The sequence below is a fragment of the Ktedonospora formicarum genome (genome assembly GCF_016587355.1).
GTDB lineage: Bacteria > Chloroflexota > Ktedonobacteria > Ktedonobacterales > Ktedonobacteraceae > Ktedonobacter > Ktedonobacter formicarum.
Map to the genome: position 1 here is coordinate 982147 of NZ_BNJF01000003.1, position 16051 is coordinate 998197.

At 54.9% G+C, this 16051-nt stretch carries 20 protein-coding genes; 7 read left to right on the forward strand and 13 right to left on the reverse strand.

Features of this window, described 5'->3' with window-relative positions; translation table 11 throughout:
* Positions 1 to 39: 39 nt before the first annotated feature.
* The 3 genes from K3T82_RS49290 to K3T82_RS30965 all read right to left on the reverse strand — a co-directional run bounded on the left by K3T82_RS49290 (position 40) and on the right by K3T82_RS30965 (position 1246).
* Entirely contained in the window at positions 40 to 174 is a 135-nt protein-coding gene (locus K3T82_RS49290; RefSeq protein WP_268886690.1) for a hypothetical protein, read from the reverse strand.
* Between the two features lie 68 nt (positions 175 to 242).
* Positions 243 to 503 carry a hypothetical protein gene (locus K3T82_RS30960; protein WP_220197373.1) on the reverse strand — a complete coding sequence of 87 codons (261 nt, stop codon included), beginning with the start codon at positions 501 to 503 and terminating at the stop codon, positions 243 to 245.
* A 50-nt stretch (positions 504 to 553) separates the two neighbouring features.
* On the reverse strand, positions 554 to 1246 hold the full coding sequence (locus K3T82_RS30965; RefSeq protein WP_220197374.1) for a hypothetical protein: 693 nt from the start codon (positions 1244 to 1246) through the stop codon (positions 554 to 556).
* Between K3T82_RS30965 and K3T82_RS30970 the strand changes: the two genes are divergently transcribed.
* Positions 1247 to 2740, forward strand: a complete 1494-nt coding sequence (locus tag K3T82_RS30970) for a DNA-3-methyladenine glycosylase 2 (protein ID WP_220197375.1) — start codon at positions 1247 to 1249, stop codon at positions 2738 to 2740.
* Between the two features lie 54 nt (positions 2741 to 2794).
* Here the strand turns inward: K3T82_RS30970 and K3T82_RS30975 are convergent, their stop codons facing one another.
* The 5 genes from K3T82_RS30975 to K3T82_RS30995 all read right to left on the reverse strand — a co-directional run bounded on the left by K3T82_RS30975 (position 2795) and on the right by K3T82_RS30995 (position 5896).
* Positions 2795 to 3319 carry a nitroreductase family protein gene (locus K3T82_RS30975; RefSeq protein WP_220197376.1) on the reverse strand — a complete coding sequence of 175 codons (525 nt, stop codon included), beginning with the start codon at positions 3317 to 3319 and terminating at the stop codon, positions 2795 to 2797.
* Between the two features lie 100 nt (positions 3320 to 3419).
* Entirely contained in the window at positions 3420 to 4316 is an 897-nt protein-coding gene (locus K3T82_RS30980) for a phosphotransferase family protein (protein WP_220197377.1), read from the reverse strand.
* A 55-nt stretch (positions 4317 to 4371) separates the two neighbouring features.
* Entirely contained in the window at positions 4372 to 4908 is a 537-nt protein-coding gene (locus tag K3T82_RS30985) for a GNAT family N-acetyltransferase (RefSeq protein ID WP_220197378.1), read from the reverse strand.
* Positions 4909 to 5073: 165 nt separating this feature from the next.
* Positions 5074 to 5556, reverse strand: coding sequence for an HAAS signaling domain-containing protein (locus K3T82_RS30990; RefSeq protein WP_220197379.1), 483 nt, complete (start codon positions 5554 to 5556; stop codon positions 5074 to 5076).
* Position 5557: 1 nt separating this feature from the next.
* Positions 5558 to 5896, reverse strand: a complete 339-nt coding sequence (locus tag K3T82_RS30995) for a PadR family transcriptional regulator (protein ID WP_220197380.1) — start codon at positions 5894 to 5896, stop codon at positions 5558 to 5560.
* A gap of 279 nt (positions 5897 to 6175) precedes the next feature.
* On the opposite strand from K3T82_RS30995, the gene selD reads away from it, so the two are divergent.
* Positions 6176 to 7174 carry a selenide, water dikinase SelD gene (gene selD, locus K3T82_RS31000; protein ID WP_220197381.1) on the forward strand — a complete coding sequence of 333 codons (999 nt, stop codon included), beginning with the start codon at positions 6176 to 6178 and terminating at the stop codon, positions 7172 to 7174.
* Between the two features lie 369 nt (positions 7175 to 7543).
* Here the strand turns inward: selD and K3T82_RS31005 are convergent, their stop codons facing one another.
* On the reverse strand, positions 7544 to 7849 hold the full coding sequence (locus tag K3T82_RS31005; protein ID WP_220197382.1) for a hypothetical protein: 306 nt from the start codon (positions 7847 to 7849) through the stop codon (positions 7544 to 7546).
* A gap of 700 nt (positions 7850 to 8549) precedes the next feature.
* Here K3T82_RS31005 and K3T82_RS31010 point away from each other — a divergent pair.
* The 5 genes from K3T82_RS31010 (at position 8550) to K3T82_RS31030 (ending at position 12912) form a co-directional block, all read left to right on the forward strand.
* Positions 8550 to 10034, forward strand: a complete 1485-nt coding sequence (locus K3T82_RS31010) for a hypothetical protein (protein ID WP_220197383.1) — start codon at positions 8550 to 8552, stop codon at positions 10032 to 10034.
* Positions 10035 to 10186: 152 nt separating this feature from the next.
* Positions 10187 to 10621, forward strand: a complete 435-nt coding sequence (locus K3T82_RS31015) for a MarR family winged helix-turn-helix transcriptional regulator (RefSeq protein ID WP_220197384.1) — start codon at positions 10187 to 10189, stop codon at positions 10619 to 10621.
* Between the two features lie 123 nt (positions 10622 to 10744).
* Positions 10745 to 11299, forward strand: a complete 555-nt coding sequence (locus tag K3T82_RS31020) for an NADPH-dependent FMN reductase (protein WP_220197385.1) — start codon at positions 10745 to 10747, stop codon at positions 11297 to 11299.
* A 150-nt stretch (positions 11300 to 11449) separates the two neighbouring features.
* Positions 11450 to 12208 (forward strand): hypothetical protein, encoded by a 759-nt coding sequence (locus K3T82_RS31025; RefSeq protein WP_220197386.1) that lies wholly within the window; start codon positions 11450 to 11452, stop codon positions 12206 to 12208.
* A gap of 227 nt (positions 12209 to 12435) precedes the next feature.
* Positions 12436 to 12912, forward strand: coding sequence for a hypothetical protein (locus K3T82_RS31030; RefSeq protein ID WP_220197387.1), 477 nt, complete (start codon positions 12436 to 12438; stop codon positions 12910 to 12912).
* Between the two features lie 163 nt (positions 12913 to 13075).
* Here the strand turns inward: K3T82_RS31030 and K3T82_RS31035 are convergent, their stop codons facing one another.
* From K3T82_RS31035 to K3T82_RS31050, 4 genes are all read right to left on the reverse strand, one after another.
* Positions 13076 to 13531, reverse strand: coding sequence for a MerR family transcriptional regulator (locus tag K3T82_RS31035; RefSeq protein ID WP_220197388.1), 456 nt, complete (start codon positions 13529 to 13531; stop codon positions 13076 to 13078).
* A gap of 114 nt (positions 13532 to 13645) precedes the next feature.
* Positions 13646 to 14635 (reverse strand): prolipoprotein diacylglyceryl transferase, encoded by a 990-nt coding sequence (gene lgt, locus K3T82_RS31040; protein WP_220197389.1) that lies wholly within the window; start codon positions 14633 to 14635, stop codon positions 13646 to 13648.
* Between the two features lie 55 nt (positions 14636 to 14690).
* On the reverse strand, positions 14691 to 15446 hold the full coding sequence (locus K3T82_RS31045) for a hypothetical protein (protein ID WP_220197390.1): 756 nt from the start codon (positions 15444 to 15446) through the stop codon (positions 14691 to 14693).
* Positions 15397 to 15777: a PadR family transcriptional regulator gene (locus K3T82_RS31050; protein ID WP_220197391.1), complete on the reverse strand. Its 381-nt coding sequence runs from the start codon at positions 15775 to 15777 to the stop codon at positions 15397 to 15399. Before K3T82_RS31050 ends, K3T82_RS31045 begins: the two co-directional genes overlap by 50 nt.
* Between the last annotated feature and the right edge of the window lie 274 nt (positions 15778 to 16051).

Genomic DNA, 16051 nt, shown 5'->3' on the forward strand with positions numbered 1-16051 from the left:
GGAAGAAATATATTTACTTTCAAGTGCAGTTCAGGTACACTAGAGGAGCATTAACAGGTTCTTACTGATCATCAGCCTGGCCCAATGAAGATCGTTCCAGGTGAAGTCCAGCATTCCCGCCTGGAAGATGTTCTCCACTCGCCATGCGACACTAGCAAGGCCGAATGGAAACATTGCTGGGTTGCCTTAATGAGTGACCTGCAAAGGGATGGCTCTTGTCGTGAGTTTGCGCGAGGAACTTCCTATCGCAGCATCTCAAGAATGAGTTCTGGATACATCTTGTCCTCCCTCCGGAGGACAACCCGCACCACATCCATAACAGCCCGATCGGAAGGAATACAGTCGTAATGACTGGCTTCAAGATGCCCGCAGAGGTCTTTCCCAACGAGGAATGCGCCTACAGGCACCTGCTGGGCAGCATCAGCAAGGAGCGCTGGCGGCCCTTCACGGGCCTGTCCCAGACCACTTACGCGCCCGTCAACACCCGGCAGGGACAGGGCCATGCCTTGAAGGTGGGCGACGGTCTCATCCTCGTCGCGGTGGGCAACTCGCTCTACCTCGACCTGAACCCCAGGGGAAGGGGAAATGAGAACCTCCCGTACACGAGGTCGGGGCGAGGAGTCATCATCAACGCCTCCACGTTGTTCAACACCCGAACACGTGGTATACGGTGAAGGTCTGGCCCGAGAGCGGCCACATAGGCATCCTCGCGGAACTGAACTGGCGAGGGAGCGACGGCGACCGCACGGTCCGCCTCCTGGTGGCGCCGGACATCGTCGTCGTCGCCGAGTGTGATGCCGACCCGCGACAGATCAAAGACGACACGACGTGGAGGCTCACCCTCCCGTGGGAATATGCCGAATGGCAGGCGCGAAACGCCTTCAAGGAATGGCTTCCTCGGAAGGCGAAGTCGTCGCATGACCCGCAACTGGCGTGCTTCAAGTGTGCCAAAACTCAGGTCATGAACGTCGGAGGGGTCCGCGACCGCCACGATGTGTGATGTGGAGCACAGGCGCAGGGCGCGACCAGATGGTCGCGCCCTGCGCGCTTTTTGAAAGAAGAATGAGCTGTTAGCATAAGCTTGCATAGGGCTAAATGATGTGCATGTCCGAAATCCGCTAGTCATCAGGACATAGATGGAGTATGATACAGGCAACATATGTTGGCGCGGGGCTTGTGCCTGCGCTGTGTTTGCTGGACTGGGCCTGGACCACTGATCGTCGTATAATTTCCAAGGATGAGGCATATGCAAGCAGCTAATATACCGAGTGTCAACGACACAGACTTTGATCTGCGCTATCGCGCGCTCCTCAGTCGGGACTCGCGCTTCGACGGTCGCTTCTTCACGGCGGTTACTTCAACGGGCATCTATTGTCGTCCGATCTGTCCCGCGCCGACTCCCCAGGCCCGGAATGTGCGCTTTTATACCAGCGCGGCGGCGGCTGAGGCCGCAGGCTTCCGCGCTTGCCGGCGCTGCCATCCAGAGGCCAGTCCCGGCTCGCCCGATTGGAATGTGCGCGCCGACCTTGTGGCTCGCGCCCTGCGCCTGATCGCGGATGGTGTGGTGGATAACGAAGGCGTGGCAGGTCTGGCGAGTCGTCTGGCGGTCAGCGAGCGCCATATTCACCGCGAGCTTACAGCCGAGGTCGGCGTCGGCCCCCTCGCCCTGGCACGCAGTCGCCGGGGACAGGTCGCGCGCCTGCTCATCGACCAGACGGACTTGCCCCTGACTGAGATTGCCTTTAGCGCGGGCTTCGCCAGCGTGCGCCAGTTTAATGACACGATGCGCGAACTCTTTCACTGCGCGCCCTCGGAATTTCGTCGTCGCAGGATTGTCGCCGGGAGCAGTGGCGGCAAGCTGACATTGCGCCTGCACTATCGCCCCCCCTTCAGCGCCGAACCGCTCCTCGACTACCTGGGGAAGCGAGCACTTCCCGGCGTAGAAGAGGTCGTGGATGGTCGCTATCGCCGAAGTGTGGCTTTGTCTCGCTCGCGGGGTATTATCGAATTGACCCCGCACCCGGAGGCGAACGCCATCCAGATTCGCCTCACGCTCGACACCCTGGAAGATCTGAATACTATCGTCCAGCGTTGCCGCAACCTCTTCGATCTGGACGCTGATCCCGCCGCCATCTCGACGATTCTGGGGGCGGATTCACTACTCGCGCCGCTTGTCGAGGCGAATCCGGGCTTACGCATCCCTGGGGCCTTTGATGGCTTTGAACTCGCGGTTCGCGCCATCCTTGGACAACAGGTCTCGGTCGCGGGGGCTCGGACGCTTGCTGGACGCGTGGTCAAAGCCTGTGGCGAGAGCCTGCCAGAAGAGGGCGGCACGCTTACGCACTACTTCCCAACGCCAGAGCAATTGCTTGCGGGTAGCCTGGACGGCCTGGGTATCACAACTTCGCGGATAGAGGCACTCAAAGCCCTGGCTCGCACCATACAGACAGGCGAGATTATGCTCGACCGGGGCGCGGACCGTGAGCAGACCGTTACCCGGCTTCAGGCGCTACCTGGCGTAGGACCCTGGACGGCATCGTATATCGCAATGCGCGCCCTTGGCGATCCCGATGCCTTCCCCGTCACGGACCTGGGATTACGCCGCGCCTTCGAGCGACACGATCTGCCTGCCAGCCCGAAACATATCGCGGCCCGCGCCGAGTCCTGGCGGCCCTGGCGCGGCTACGCCACGCATTACCTCTGGCACACACTCGCTACACCCGAAACGCCAAAACAATAAAAAGAAGCAGAGGCCCCGCGTAGAGCGCGCGGGCCTCTGCTTTCGTGGTAAACGCTAGGACCAGCTTTCCCAGCGCACCACCTCATCAAATGGCTTGCGCCCATTCTTCTTAGGAGGCTGAACATTCTCACGAGGCGCGGGATAACCAAACGAAAGGACCACATTCAAGTTCTGATCAGCGGGAACCCCGAGGGCCTCTCTGGCCTTCTCTGGATAATGCATCGAGGTAACGCACGAGCCAATCCCCAGATCCCATGCTGCAAGTTGCAGGTATGCGGCTGCCTGCCCCAGGTCGAACTCGGCAGACCCGCCGTCCGAAGTGACGAGCGCGATAGCGAAGGCGGCATCGCGCACATGCTCCGCGTACTTCCCGCCTTCCGCGAGCCTGCGTAGCCTCTCGCGATCACGCACAACAATGAAATACCAGCGTTGCAGGTTTCTTGAGCTTTGGGCTCTGCGGCCCGCATTTAAAATGGTGCGGATATCCTCTTCGGGTACTTCCCGCTGGCTATACTGCCGTGTAGCACGCTGCGTACGAATCAACTCGGCCACATGCGCGGGCTTCTGAATATCTGGCATGTTATACGCTTCTCCTATGACCATTTCAATGTTGTAAATCTTATTGAAGAGAACACATATGGCAGGCTCTTTATTTCGGTTCTGCTTACCGCTTCCAGATTTACTTCTTGAACTGGTTGCGAAGGCCCTGGATACCACGCTCGATAAAATCTGATTTCTGGCTATACACACCATAGAGCAACTCAGAGTAGGGAGCATAGCGAAGATAGAAATCCATACGCCGCCAGAATGTCGCGTCAGGCAAGCTCTTGTAGTGAGCAAGCACGAGCTCGACAAAGGCCCAACCATGCCCCCAATGTAGCCCCACGAAGTCCAGCGCGGCATCTCCAATCGAGACATCACCCCAGTCGATAACACCGGTCACGGTGCCGCGCTCAGGGTCACAGAAGATGTGCTCACAGCCAAGATCACGATGGATCAGGACAGGCTGGAAGAGGAAATTGGCATCATCGTCTAGAAAGCCCTCCCATAGCGCGCGTGCCCCCTCGCGTAATCGCTCGTCGAGCAGGGAGAAGACCTTAGCGCGTAGGTCATCATAGCGCTCGCGGTAATCCTGTCGCCATACCTCCTGCCATTGAGCGGGTGAGCGCTCCTCAAAACCAGTCGCGTTGGCGAGGGGAAAGCTATGTAGTTCGCTCAGGAAGGTCGCGATGGCGGGGGCAAGCGCGTCGAGGCGCGGGGGTGTGAGCGCGCTGGACGCGATCAGGGGCACGCCGTCTATCTTGCGATACCCCACAAAGGGGTAGCTATCGCTGTCCTGACCAAAATAGAGAAAATGGGGAATGGGCGTCGAGAGATATGGTTCAAGCGCGGGAAGCAAGCGCCTCTCCAACGAGAGTCGTACCATCACGTCGGCGCGCAGAGGAAAGCGGAAGATCAGTTCATCATTGACGTCCAGCACAAAGCTATCCCAACCAGCCGTAATCGGTCGCGCCGTCCTGACTTCAAGCTCCGGAAATTCACGCGCGATCACCTCTGTATAGTGAGCAAGATCCATAGCCACCCCTTTACTATAATGTTTTTTGCCTGACATTCAAAATCCATGATCAGGGTCATGACCTGGGTCCCGCGAAGTCGCGGCGAGTCTTCTCAAAGCAGGCGATATCGTTGCTGCCCCGACGCGGAATCTGGATCGTGAGCGTGGCTCGCCAATGGTAGTTCGCCTTACGGTAGAATTTGAGTAATGTGCGATGTGGAGCGAAGGCATCAAGCCGGATAGCGTCATAGTTCTCGGTCAGGGCATGTGTTTCTATACTCTTGAGGCACCATGAGCCAATGCCTTGCCCTTGCAGAGCAGGTAGCACAGCCAGGCGATGCAGGTAGATGGCCTGGGCATTCGGCTCCTCCCAGATATCGGGGCGATAATAGGGAGGAGCCTGGGTATCGAGCGTAAACGTCGCGACCAATCCCGTCTCGCCCTCAACGGCGTAGACGCGCTGGTTCACGGTGGACTCACGCATCTGATCCAGAGGATAAGGAGGTACCCAATGAGAGAGGCCGAAGCGATCGCGCATATCCTCCCCACACTTGCGTAACAGCTCATGCAATTCGTCAACTTCTTCTGGCTTTATCTGCCTGATGCTTAGCATGAGCATTCCCTCCTCTCATTATTCTCTCTCGCGCCGGGTATATGTTACCATATATCACCGCATTTGTATGCAATATCTAGAGACGAGGGAAACATCTAATTGTTACATTTTCTAGCTGTGAGTCCGGCGCGGACCGAAGCGCCGCGCCTATTTATAGAGAGCCCTTTAGAGTTCGATTGTTCCCTTGAGTGGACGTTTGAAGTAGTGGAACGGCGTCCAGTTTCCACAAGGCTCCCATTGCTCCGCCATCATCTCCTGAATAATGGCGTTACGGTTGAGTCCAACACGGCGCACATATTCCCATTTACGAGCCTCCTTAAGGTCCCACGGGCGTTGACAGTAGAGCGCCAAGGCGGCAACGTCGAGGAGTTCCCAACCAGCCTTCCCCGCCTCTCTCAGAATACCCATCTCGTCGAAGGCTGTCGCGCGAAAGGTGCGATACTGAGTCTTCCCCCCGGCAGTTCGCTCATGGGCCATCACGCGCTCTTCCGCGTATGCCTCTGGCGGCCCAAATGCCTCAAGTGGTGACTCCCCACTCTCGGCTATGTGACTCTCAACTTCAGCGACGATCTCACTAATCTGTTTGCTTTCCAGGCCGTAGCGCTGTAAACAGGCCGAAAGTTCCTCAATATAGGCATCATGCATCATGCTATTCCTCTCCTTTTTGATCGATCAGATTCACAACATGCTTAGAGAAAAGCATCCACTCTCCCGCTTGCTCCTCGAAGGTCCGTTGACCCTGCTCAGTCAGGGCGTAATATTTGCGCCCTGGCCCTTGTTCGCCGACAGCCCACCGGTTTGTGACCAGGCCTGCCTCTTCCAGGCGCGCCAGGAGTGGATAGAGAGTTCCCCCCTTGATATGCCCCAGTCCCGCTTGTTCCAGTCTTTGCGTGATGGCGTATCCATAGTATTCGCCATTGGCAAGCACTCCCAGGACACAGAGGTCGAGAACTCCGCGCAGCCACTGCGTTCTTCTTTCTGTGTTCATATCTAGATAGTAACACAATCTAGATAGTATTACAACCTAGTTGGTGGCAAATATTGAGAGCGAGGGTAGGAAGCCTACACTACCCCTCCCAGGTATTGTGCGTTCCGTATACATCGGTTAAATGTGGTCTATTGGCACATTCTGGGCCGATGTGGTTTACTGTGATATGGGTTGTGAGGCGCATAGCGGGAGCATACCCATGTCAGATTCACAATATGGTATCGCGAGCGTCTTGCGCTTGCTGACAATATGACTGGTCCATGTAAGGAGCAATATTTTATGAGTATAGAGCAGCCTGTGAGGCTAACTGAGCTTGCGAGTTGCGCGGGGTGCGCGGCGAAGATTGGGGCGGATATCCTGGCGCAGGTGGTGCGTCCCCTGCGCCAGCGGAATGTGCCAGAGAATCTGCTGATCGGGTTAGGGGCGATAGACGATGCCGCCGTCTACAAGGTCAACGAGCGGCAAGCCATCATCAGTACCGCCGACTTCTTTCCGCCAGTAGTGGACGATCCCTATACCTTTGGTCGAATCGCCGCCGCCAACGCCCTGAGCGATGTCTACGCGATGGGTGGACGGGTACTAATGGCGATCAACCTTGTGGCATGGCCTGAAGGACTGGATACGGCGATCCTGAGCGAAGTATTGCGCGGCGGGATGGATATTGTCGAGCAGGCAGGAGGAGCCATCGCGGGTGGACATTCTATCGCCGATGAGGAGCCAAAGTATGGCCTCGCCGTGACCGGGATGGCTGATCCTGAACACCTGCTGACCAAGGGAGGCGCGAAGCCTGGCGATATCCTGATCTTGAGTAAGCCGCTGGGAACGGGTTTGATGACCACTGCTCAGAAGCGCGGCGTTGTGCGCGAGGAGGATATGGCGGCGGCGATTACCTCCATGACAACGCTTAACCGGCGCGCCAGTGAACTGCTGGTCGAGGCTGGCCCCCTGGTGCATGCCGCGACAGATATCACGGGCTTCAGCCTGCTTGGGCATGCCTGGGAAATGGCGACTCAGAGCCGGACAAGTATGCGCTTCGACTTTGAGTCCCTTCCCTTGCTTCCCAATGCACACTATTACGCCGAAAAGGGCACCATCCCAGGTGGAACGGCGCGCAATGAGCGTTCCGTAGGCAGCTATACCCGAATCAGCGAGCGGCTCGCGCCCTATACGCGCGCGATCCTCTTTGATCCTCAGACTTCCGGGGACTCTTCGCTTCCATCGATCCCGCGCTCTGGTCCAAGCTCTCGGAGCAAGACGAGGTGCCCTTCCGCCGCGTAGGTGAGGTCACCGAACTGGTTGACGATCCCGCGCATCTGATCCTTCGCGTCGAATAACGCGGATGTGAAGGCATAGCATGAGGTATCCCATGCCTGAACTTTGAAAAACGCTCCTTGCTTTTCAGCATAGAATGTTTTATGCTTATGCTCTGCAATAATATCCTTCCAAGAGGTCTGGTTCGCCTCTGGGAGGCTTTATCACCTGAACTGATCGCATGTTGAAAGCACGCGGAGATTGGGGAGATAAAGGGAGTCGTCGCATGCGACTCTAATCTAATAGAGAATCATCATTGCATAAAATAGGGATACGCTCATGGTATGCCTGTGCCAGATCTTCACTTGCTATTCGCACCCGGAAGGGGCGAGTGGTTTATGAGGCTCTGGACGAAGTTCCATCCTCCAGGTGGTCTATCTTGATCGCCTGCCCGAGCAGGAAGAAGGCAAGGATGAGTGACAGGAACAACAACGGCCCGATCACGCCGGAGGACGTCGAGCTGGTGGAGAGCCTGGTGAGCGCGATCAAGGAGTCCCTCCAGAAGGGGAAGTCCTTCTCGGAGGCCTTCCCCCGGACTTCAGGATCGAGGTCAGTCGTGAGGGGGACTACCTGGTGGGGTCGTTCATCTCGGGCACCGAGAGAGGCAACCACCTCTATGAAGTCCTGGTGGAGCGCCTGCACCAGGAGGACCTCAACCCGGAAATACGGCTCTTCAACCAGCTGGGAAGGCTGGTGTAGCCGTCCCTGACGTGCAATGAGGAAGGGGGAGTCGCCTGCGGGCGGCTCCCCCTTCCGCGTTTTGCTATCCTGTATGGGCGTTTAGAGGTGTGAGTAGGGGATATAGGACGAACAGGTGTGTTGGGAGTAGGAGATTCAGGTAGGAAAAAGAGGGATTAAGCCCCAAAAGTGCGAAACACTTGTACAATAAAACATTTGCCCGTACAATAAAAGTAGGTAAAAATAGGAAGTGCTTCTCCCACTGTTGCCCAGTGTGCAGGCATTCTTATTTAATATATGTATGTAATTTTTAAGGTCTTATGCGAAAAACAACATACTCAGGTTTTCGCATAAGACGTAAGAATATGTACCTCTTCAGGTAGGAGATTTATCGGCGCGTAAGCGCTTCGCAAGAGCATAGGGTATAGACAGACTCGTCTATGATGGCTCGAACCGCAGTCAATAATTGAGTAAGCTGTCATTAGACTGGGAGCAATGCCCGAATGCTGCGCAATAGAAGTGTGGTGGAACTGATATCGCTGTATCAGTTCCACCACACTTCTATTGCGCAACAAACAAGCGCTGATGACGAGAATTTCTCAAGGGGTACAAAGTCACGATACCTGCATGGGGCACTCTAAGGAAGGAGATTCTATATCTAATTATGCCTGAGCAAGTACGTAGAATCATATTTCTCTTTCTAGGGATCAATCTACTCATTGTCGCTTACGTCTTCTTCCATCCGTTCGGTGAGTCCTATCGCTATATTCAGCTCACCACGTCATTGCTTGGGGGCCTGCTTACCTGTGTGTTTGCTCTCAGGCAACCTAAAAAGGGTGGGTGGGAACAAGAGCCCTGGCTACAAAATGAGCGTGGGGCCTGGTTTTTAGTCGGGCTCGGCTTGATCCTGTGGGGCTGCGGCGAGGCCGTCTGGCGCTATAATGAGGCGACCGGCGTAGACCAGTTTCCCTCGTACGCCGATCTCGGCTATGTCTGGCTCCCAATCTGCTGTTTTGTCGGCTTTCTCTTGCTGCCATCGCCGGGTGACGATAAGCAGAAGCGCTTTCTCGTTTTTCTTGATAGCTTAATCGCGATGGGCGCGCTGCTGGCTATCGGCTGGTATCTGCTTCTGGGTGCACTGGCACAGGACCCCGAGACGACGGGTTTGAGCAAGTTTCTAGGTCTATATTATCCTACAACCGATGTCGCTCTGATTAGTTGCCTTATTTTCTTGTTACTACGGGGTCAGGGGCGTGTATATCAGGCAATGGCCCGGCGCTATAGTCTCTTCACACTCGGGATTGGGTTATGCTTCTTCTCCTCTGGAGATTTCCTTTTTAATCTGGAGCAGCAGGCGGAGAAATTGGCAAATGGAAATTTGCCCGATTATCTCTGGCCTATCGGACTGGTCACTATCGCTATGGCTGGCTATCTGCGTTATGCCCTTCCTATGACCTCGGAAGAAGTTTTGGGAAAGAGGCAGCAGAGGACTCTAGAGCGCAGGAGCCTGGGGTTGGCACAACTTATCCCATACGCGCTGATCGCGCTGCTATTCATAGCACTGGCTGTCAATGTGCTCTCCTTGGATGCGGGGCAGGTTAGTATTCGCCCGGTCTTTATGATCGTGACGATCATTGTTGTGGCTCTGGTCGTTCTGCGTCAGATTCTTACCATTCGTGACAACGAGCGGTTGGCAGCCTTACAGGCACAATCCATCAAACAGATTGAGCAGCAGGCCCGATTAATCACGGAGCGCAATATTGAGCTAGAGGAGGGCATCGCCCACCTGAAGGCAGTTCAGACCAGCCTGGCAAATGGCAATTTGCGCGCGCGCGCCCAGCTCAAGCAGGGAGTGCTCTGGGATTTGACCGGCAGCTTGAATCTGCTGGCTGATCGTCTGATGAAGCAGGGGCAATCGACTCGCTATATTGAGCAAATGAAGATCGCGCTTGATGATTTGAGCCAGGAGGTTGAGCGTGTGCGGCGCGGTGCCGCGTTCCAGCTTCCAGCCTCTTGCCGGAATATTCCAGAGATTTTGCCCTTGGTCTATGCCCTCGGTCTGCAAAAACTTTCCCCCCAGCAGCCCCAGCGGCAACCTACCCAAGGCCCGCCAAATCCCGGTAGTAACCCTGGATTTGGCCGAAAGTAAATGGCGCAGGCTAAAGCGCCATGTCCGCTAAATGAAAAAGGGATGGTGTCGCAGCAGAACAATGCTGCTAAATATAGACACCATCCCACTTGACGTTAGTCGGGTAAGCCAGTTATTATGTGGGCATCCAAGTAATCAAAGGCGGCACAAACGTGGATCTTGAACAGGTTGGGCATCTTATCAGTGGGCAACTGGTGCGGGCAACGAGAGCCCATCATCGCGTGGGTGACTGCATGCTCAGGCAGGTGGGGCTGCACGCAGGTCAGGAGTTGTTGTTACTTACACTTGAGGACAAGGGAGGGATGACCCTCTCGATGCTTGCGCGTAAACATAACCTGGATCTCTCAACGATCAGCAAGGTCGTGCAACGTATGGAGCGAGCCGGATTGGTCGAGCGTTGCCCCGACGCAGAGGACGCTCGCGCCTCACGCGTCCATTTGACCGAACGGGGGCGTGAACTATGTGTACCGGCACGCCAGGTATGGCTCGATACCGAAGCCATGCTCATCAAGGGATTGAGCGAGCCTGAACGACTACTGCTGCATCGCCTGCTCTCGACTGTCGCAGCTAATCTGGAAGAAGGATAGCCCCTTTCTATCTACTAGATGCCTCAGACACAGAAACGTAAAGTTTCTTTTTTTTATGCAAATACTTGGACATGCAACAAAATATAACCTCGGTGGGTCCGGGGTAGTGAGAAGGAGAAGAGTATGTTGATTGTGGCCTTTACGGGAAGCTTACGCGAGAAGTCATTGAACAAGGGAATCTTACGCGAAGTGCGCGAGATGTTGCCAGAGGGGGTCGAGTTTGAGGTCCTCGCGCCAGAAGAATTGCCTTACTATAACATGGATCTGGAGGCCAACGAGCCAGAGGCTGTAAGCGCTTTCAAGGCGCGGATACGGCAAGCGGACGGAGCTCTCATTGTGACACCAGAGTTTAACGGCGGTATGCCCGGCGTGCTCAAGAATGCTCTCGACTGGGTATCACGTCCCAGAGAGACTTCACCGTTGCGGGGTAAGCCGACAATCATCACCGGGGCTGGTGCCGGAGGCGGGACCGCGAGTGCTCAGGCTCAATTACGCCTGGCGCTTGGTCGCTTCGGTGTCAATGTGTTGGAACAGCCTGTGGTGCATATCGTTAAAGCCTGGGAGAAGTTCGACGCCGATGGAAATTTGCAGGATGAGGAGACGCGAGCGAATCTGCGCGCCCTGGTGCTAGCCCTTATCAAAGCTGTAGAGGAGCAGAGCGCGATAGCTACAGCATAATTATATAAGACAATCGGGCGCACTTCCACGTTAGGAGTGTGCCCAACCAGGAAAAAGCTTTATCAGGTATTTGTAGGAATTCAATATTTACCATTATCTTATAACTGAGTATAATATGATGCATAATAAATATTTATTGAGAGGTACTCTATGTTTGTCGCCAATCCTGCACGTGCGATTAAAGGGACCATCAACGGCATAATTACTGCATTTGTAAGCGGACCTCGGAGGGTGTTCCTGTATGCTGCTCTCTGGGTTCTCATGGGAGCCTCTTGTGGCTTAATCGGTCTAGGGAATACATTAGGATTTTTCAATGTAGTTACTGGCTTCTTCTTCATCGTAGCCGGGCTTTTACTGGTTCTGGCGGTGGTCAAGTATATTTTGTGGAGAAGAAATGGCTTGCGGGAAACGCTGCCTGATGGAACGGTCCTGGTGGCGATAGCGCACAATGATGCACAGCCAGGAAGTTCTTATGCTCCCCCAGGAAGTAGAAACTCATATGTCCTACCTATCGCGCCAGTCGCTACCGCCAGCGAGCCTGTCACGTTACTCTGTCCAACTTGCCAGAAAGAACTCAATTTTCAGGTAGCTAGCCTACAAGCGCGTAAGAGCAGGCGTCTCAATTTGCTCCTGATCGCGCTGATTACCTTCCTTATCGGGCTGGCAATTAATGTCTTTTTTAGCCCTCTCTTCCCTCTCGCGAGCCAGGGCTGGGTATTTTGGGTTCGTCTGGTTGGCTATGTCTTCCTTTTTATTTGTGGCATCTATATCTCAGGCTTTTTTCAGTACACTGGTGTAAGCGCTGGAAAGCTCCCTCTATATCATTACATGCAACCTGTTCTCTCCGCTAACCTGGAGGCATATCGCGAACAGCAAAAAGCGAACGCATATGGACAGAGCCAGTTCTAGCATGTAGCGCGTACAACACATTGTTCGAGGTCAGACTTATTGGTCCTTATAGGAGGACCACGGACAATGCCTGTTAAGATAAGGCCAGTATTATGCTATAATAATATGGTCTAAAAAGAACTGGAATCCTCTGTTGGTGTGGTTGCGCGAGGCGGCCTTTTCGCCTCTCGTTGCATCTCATGCAAGAGAATTTCCAGTTATCAACAGTCTCGTAGAGAGGAACTGCCATGCCGGCAGATTTCCCCAGGGAAGAGTTCCCGCTGAGCTGGTCTCAGGAGAAGATTGACCGCATCAAGGCTGCCCATGAGGCGGCTGCGGTTCTGCTCGCACAGGGGTTGCTCCAGGGGCTGGTGGAGCTCACGCTCCCGGACCCGTACCAGAAACCCAAGGAGCTTTCCAAAGTGGGGCACAAGGCCGTCTCTGTTCTGCGCGAGAAGGATCTACTGCTGGGCCTGGAGTGCCTCCTGCACGAGGAACGGCTGTATGCCCCGCGCCACCTGATTGACTCGGGGCGCGCCTTCGGGCTCTGGCTGACTGGCTTCGTCGAGGTGCAGAAGGGGTCACACCAGATCGAGCTGATGAAGGACGTCGTCCCTCCGGGACTCATGGGTATAGGGGTGGGTTTCAACCTCGTCAAACCTGGAGAGAAGCCCACCGCCTTCGCCCTGGCGGCGGGAGGCTACGGGCTGGTGCCCAAAGCATGACGTTCCTGGCTGTTGCGCACAGGGGAGGTTGGTCGCTCTGCCTACACGGCAGGCCGCGACCAACCTCTTCTCCGTTCATTCCCAAATGACTATTAGTACAGGTGGGTCTTAATCCATAGGTAGACGCATGTATCTAGTTCTGCCAGAACGGAAGCGCAGCGCTTTAGACTGCGCCGTGCTCTCCTGCGCTACCCCCTCCCACAATACCGTACTCACCATGCTCAACATCTGCCATGCGGCGCTCGTAGAGGTCTATTTTGGCGCGGATGGCGGTAGAATAGCGCTCAGTTTCCCTCAGATGTTCCTCAATGCGATCCTGATGTTGCTTGAGCAGAGCCATACGTTCGGGCATGGTCTGTTCCCCCTGATGGAGAAGCATGGTATAGCGCTTGATGTCGCGTATAGGCATGCCTGTGGCACGCAGGCACTTAATAAAGTGAATCCAATTGACATGCTCCTGGGTATACAGGCGATAACCATTGGCATCGTCGCGCCCAACCTGAATTTGCATCAAGCCCGCGCGCTCATAATAGCGCAGAGTGTGAGGAGTTAGCCCGGTTAACTCCGCCATCTGCTGGATCGTTAAACCACCCTCTATATTCTGCGGCTTTTCTAGCATAATACCTTTCTCCCGTTTAACTATCGCTGAGAGCAATGGCTAAGGCGTCACTTTCCTATGCACTATCATATAGCTTAGAGTGCGCTCTAAGTCAAGGTACTTATAATAGGCACGCTACTCCAGGTGGGAAACGTTGGCGGTCTTCTCCTCGATATTTGCTCGCGCCGCTTTGTGCTTCGCTTGGGGCATGCCGTAGGTTGCGGGAATCTCCCCGTCCGGAATAGGCTGAGCAAAACGCCAATGCCTCATCCACAACGTCAGTGGGATCAAGAGCAGCAAGACAATGAGCGAGGTCCATTGGGCTTGCTTGAGCCCCCAATCCAGCGTAAAAAGAGGCACGATGGCATTCGCACGGGCAAAGAAGGCCAGAAACTGGGTAATGGCATAGCCACCCAGATAGATGAGCAAACGCGTACCGGGGCGGCGATACCATCGGGCCAGCAGCAGAAGTATTCCAATCAGGAGAAGGTTGAACAGGATCTCGTAAGCGGCAGCCGGTTGTACCGGGACATGGCAGGTGCCTGCTTCCAGATTCTGACACGCCCAACTGGCTGGATTATCATACACCGTAGACCAGGGAAACGTGCTGGGATAGCCAATGATATCGCCATTAATGAGATTACCGATTCGCGCGAATGGCTGGGCGCACGCGGCAAAGAGAGCGCCTGCATCAAGCACCACCAGGGGATTTAGCCGCTCTTTCAGGGCTCGCCAGAACAGCACCGGCACGATCAGAAAAACCGCACCGTAAAACGCCATGCCGCCTTCCCAGGTTGCCAGGATACGCTGGGGTTTCAGAAGGTAATCCTGCACCAGATTGGGCTGCTGGATGACAAAATAGAGACGCCCGCCAACAATACCAGCCACGATGCACCACCAGAGCATCCGATAGATCTTTTCTTCTTTGAGGCCCTGGCGCTCGGTATACTTGCGAATCAACCAGAGGCCCATCACAATGGCGACAACATACATCAGCCCATACCAACGCACAGCCAGCGGACCCACGGAGAAGAGGACCGGGTTAATATTCAGATGGATGTATGGATCGATTTGAATCCATCCCCAATTGATGAGAAACGCAAGAGGAATTGAGATACGTTCCATCGTTCACACTCTTTCGCCAGGGGAACACCGCTCTTCGGCTTCCCCTCAATTTCAGTCAAAGCATCTTGCATGCAAACTCACAGGCGTTGAAGAAGACCATGCTGCTCACACCCAGAAACAGGTCAAACAGGACAACACTGCTTGCCAATGTCAGCATAAAGCGCCACAACGTCCCCCGACGACCAGAGGACATTCGCTCATGGGAGGCTCGCCGCCAGCACTCCAGGGAAGCCAGCCCCACCGCCAGGGTGACGAACAAGAACGTCAACGGCCAGTTCCAGGATAGCAGAGTCGTGCTCCAGTTCACCCGCACCCCCACCAAACGAGCAACCAGCGCCACCAGGACGAAAACGGCAGCCAACAGCATGCTCCGTTGCGCCCTGGTTCTCATGCGCACCGCGAGGAATCCTGCCAGCGGAAGCAAGAGTGCCGCCAACCCACTGCCTCCAAGCACAAAAGCGCTGAAGAGGGTCAAGGTAAAGGAAGAGGTGTGGGCAAACAGGGGCTCCACAATGGCTGTGGTGCTGATGATACTCAAGGCATAGACCAGTCCAGGCAAGAGTAGAATTCCTCCTCGCAAGGCATGGGGATGCATTTCTCTGGCCCAGGCTTCGGCAAAGGCGGCAGGATTGGGACCAACAACAATTTCCAGAGATTTTCCATCCATCGCTGCCTGGAAAAGGTGGTGCTCTAATTCCAGTCGCATCTCATTGCTGTGCTCCTGGGCAATCCCTCGCAGCTCCCAGTACCTCCCACATGCCTCACCGAGGTCGGAGATCTGGCTGCGGATGGGCTGATCGAGGATCAACATCAGCGTGTGCTCCTTTCAAAATCTGTGAAACGGCCTGGGCAAAGCTGTCCCACTCAGCCTGCCACTCAGCCAGTTGTTCGGCTCCTTTGGGGAGAAGACGATAATATTTGCGCGGAGGGCCATCCGTTGAGGGGACAAGATATCCTTCCAGGTAGCCACGCTGTTGCAGACGGCTGAGAAGAGGATAAATACTGCCTTCACTCACCAGCGAGAGCCCTTGCTGGGCCAGGCGTTGGACCATCTCGTAGCCATAACAGGGCCTCTGAGCAATGGTGGCTAGCAGACACATATCCAACGTGCCCTTGAGCAATTGGGTCAAGTGTGCCTCCACGAAGGTCTTCCTTTCACTATCTTGCAGTACATTATACTGAAGCGAAGTATAGCACATCGTATCTTGTGCTGCAAGATAGTGAAAGGAACAACTGCCGTCGCGACCGTGATTACTTAGCCGACACTCAAGAGATGTGAGGCTGTGAATTAAATTTCTAAGGGAGTGGTGATTTGGAGTTTTCTGGCATACTGAACCTCTATGAGACAATTTGTATGGAATTTCTCAAATTGGCTATCATCCCTATTGACTTTGAGCGCACTCTAAGGTGTAGACT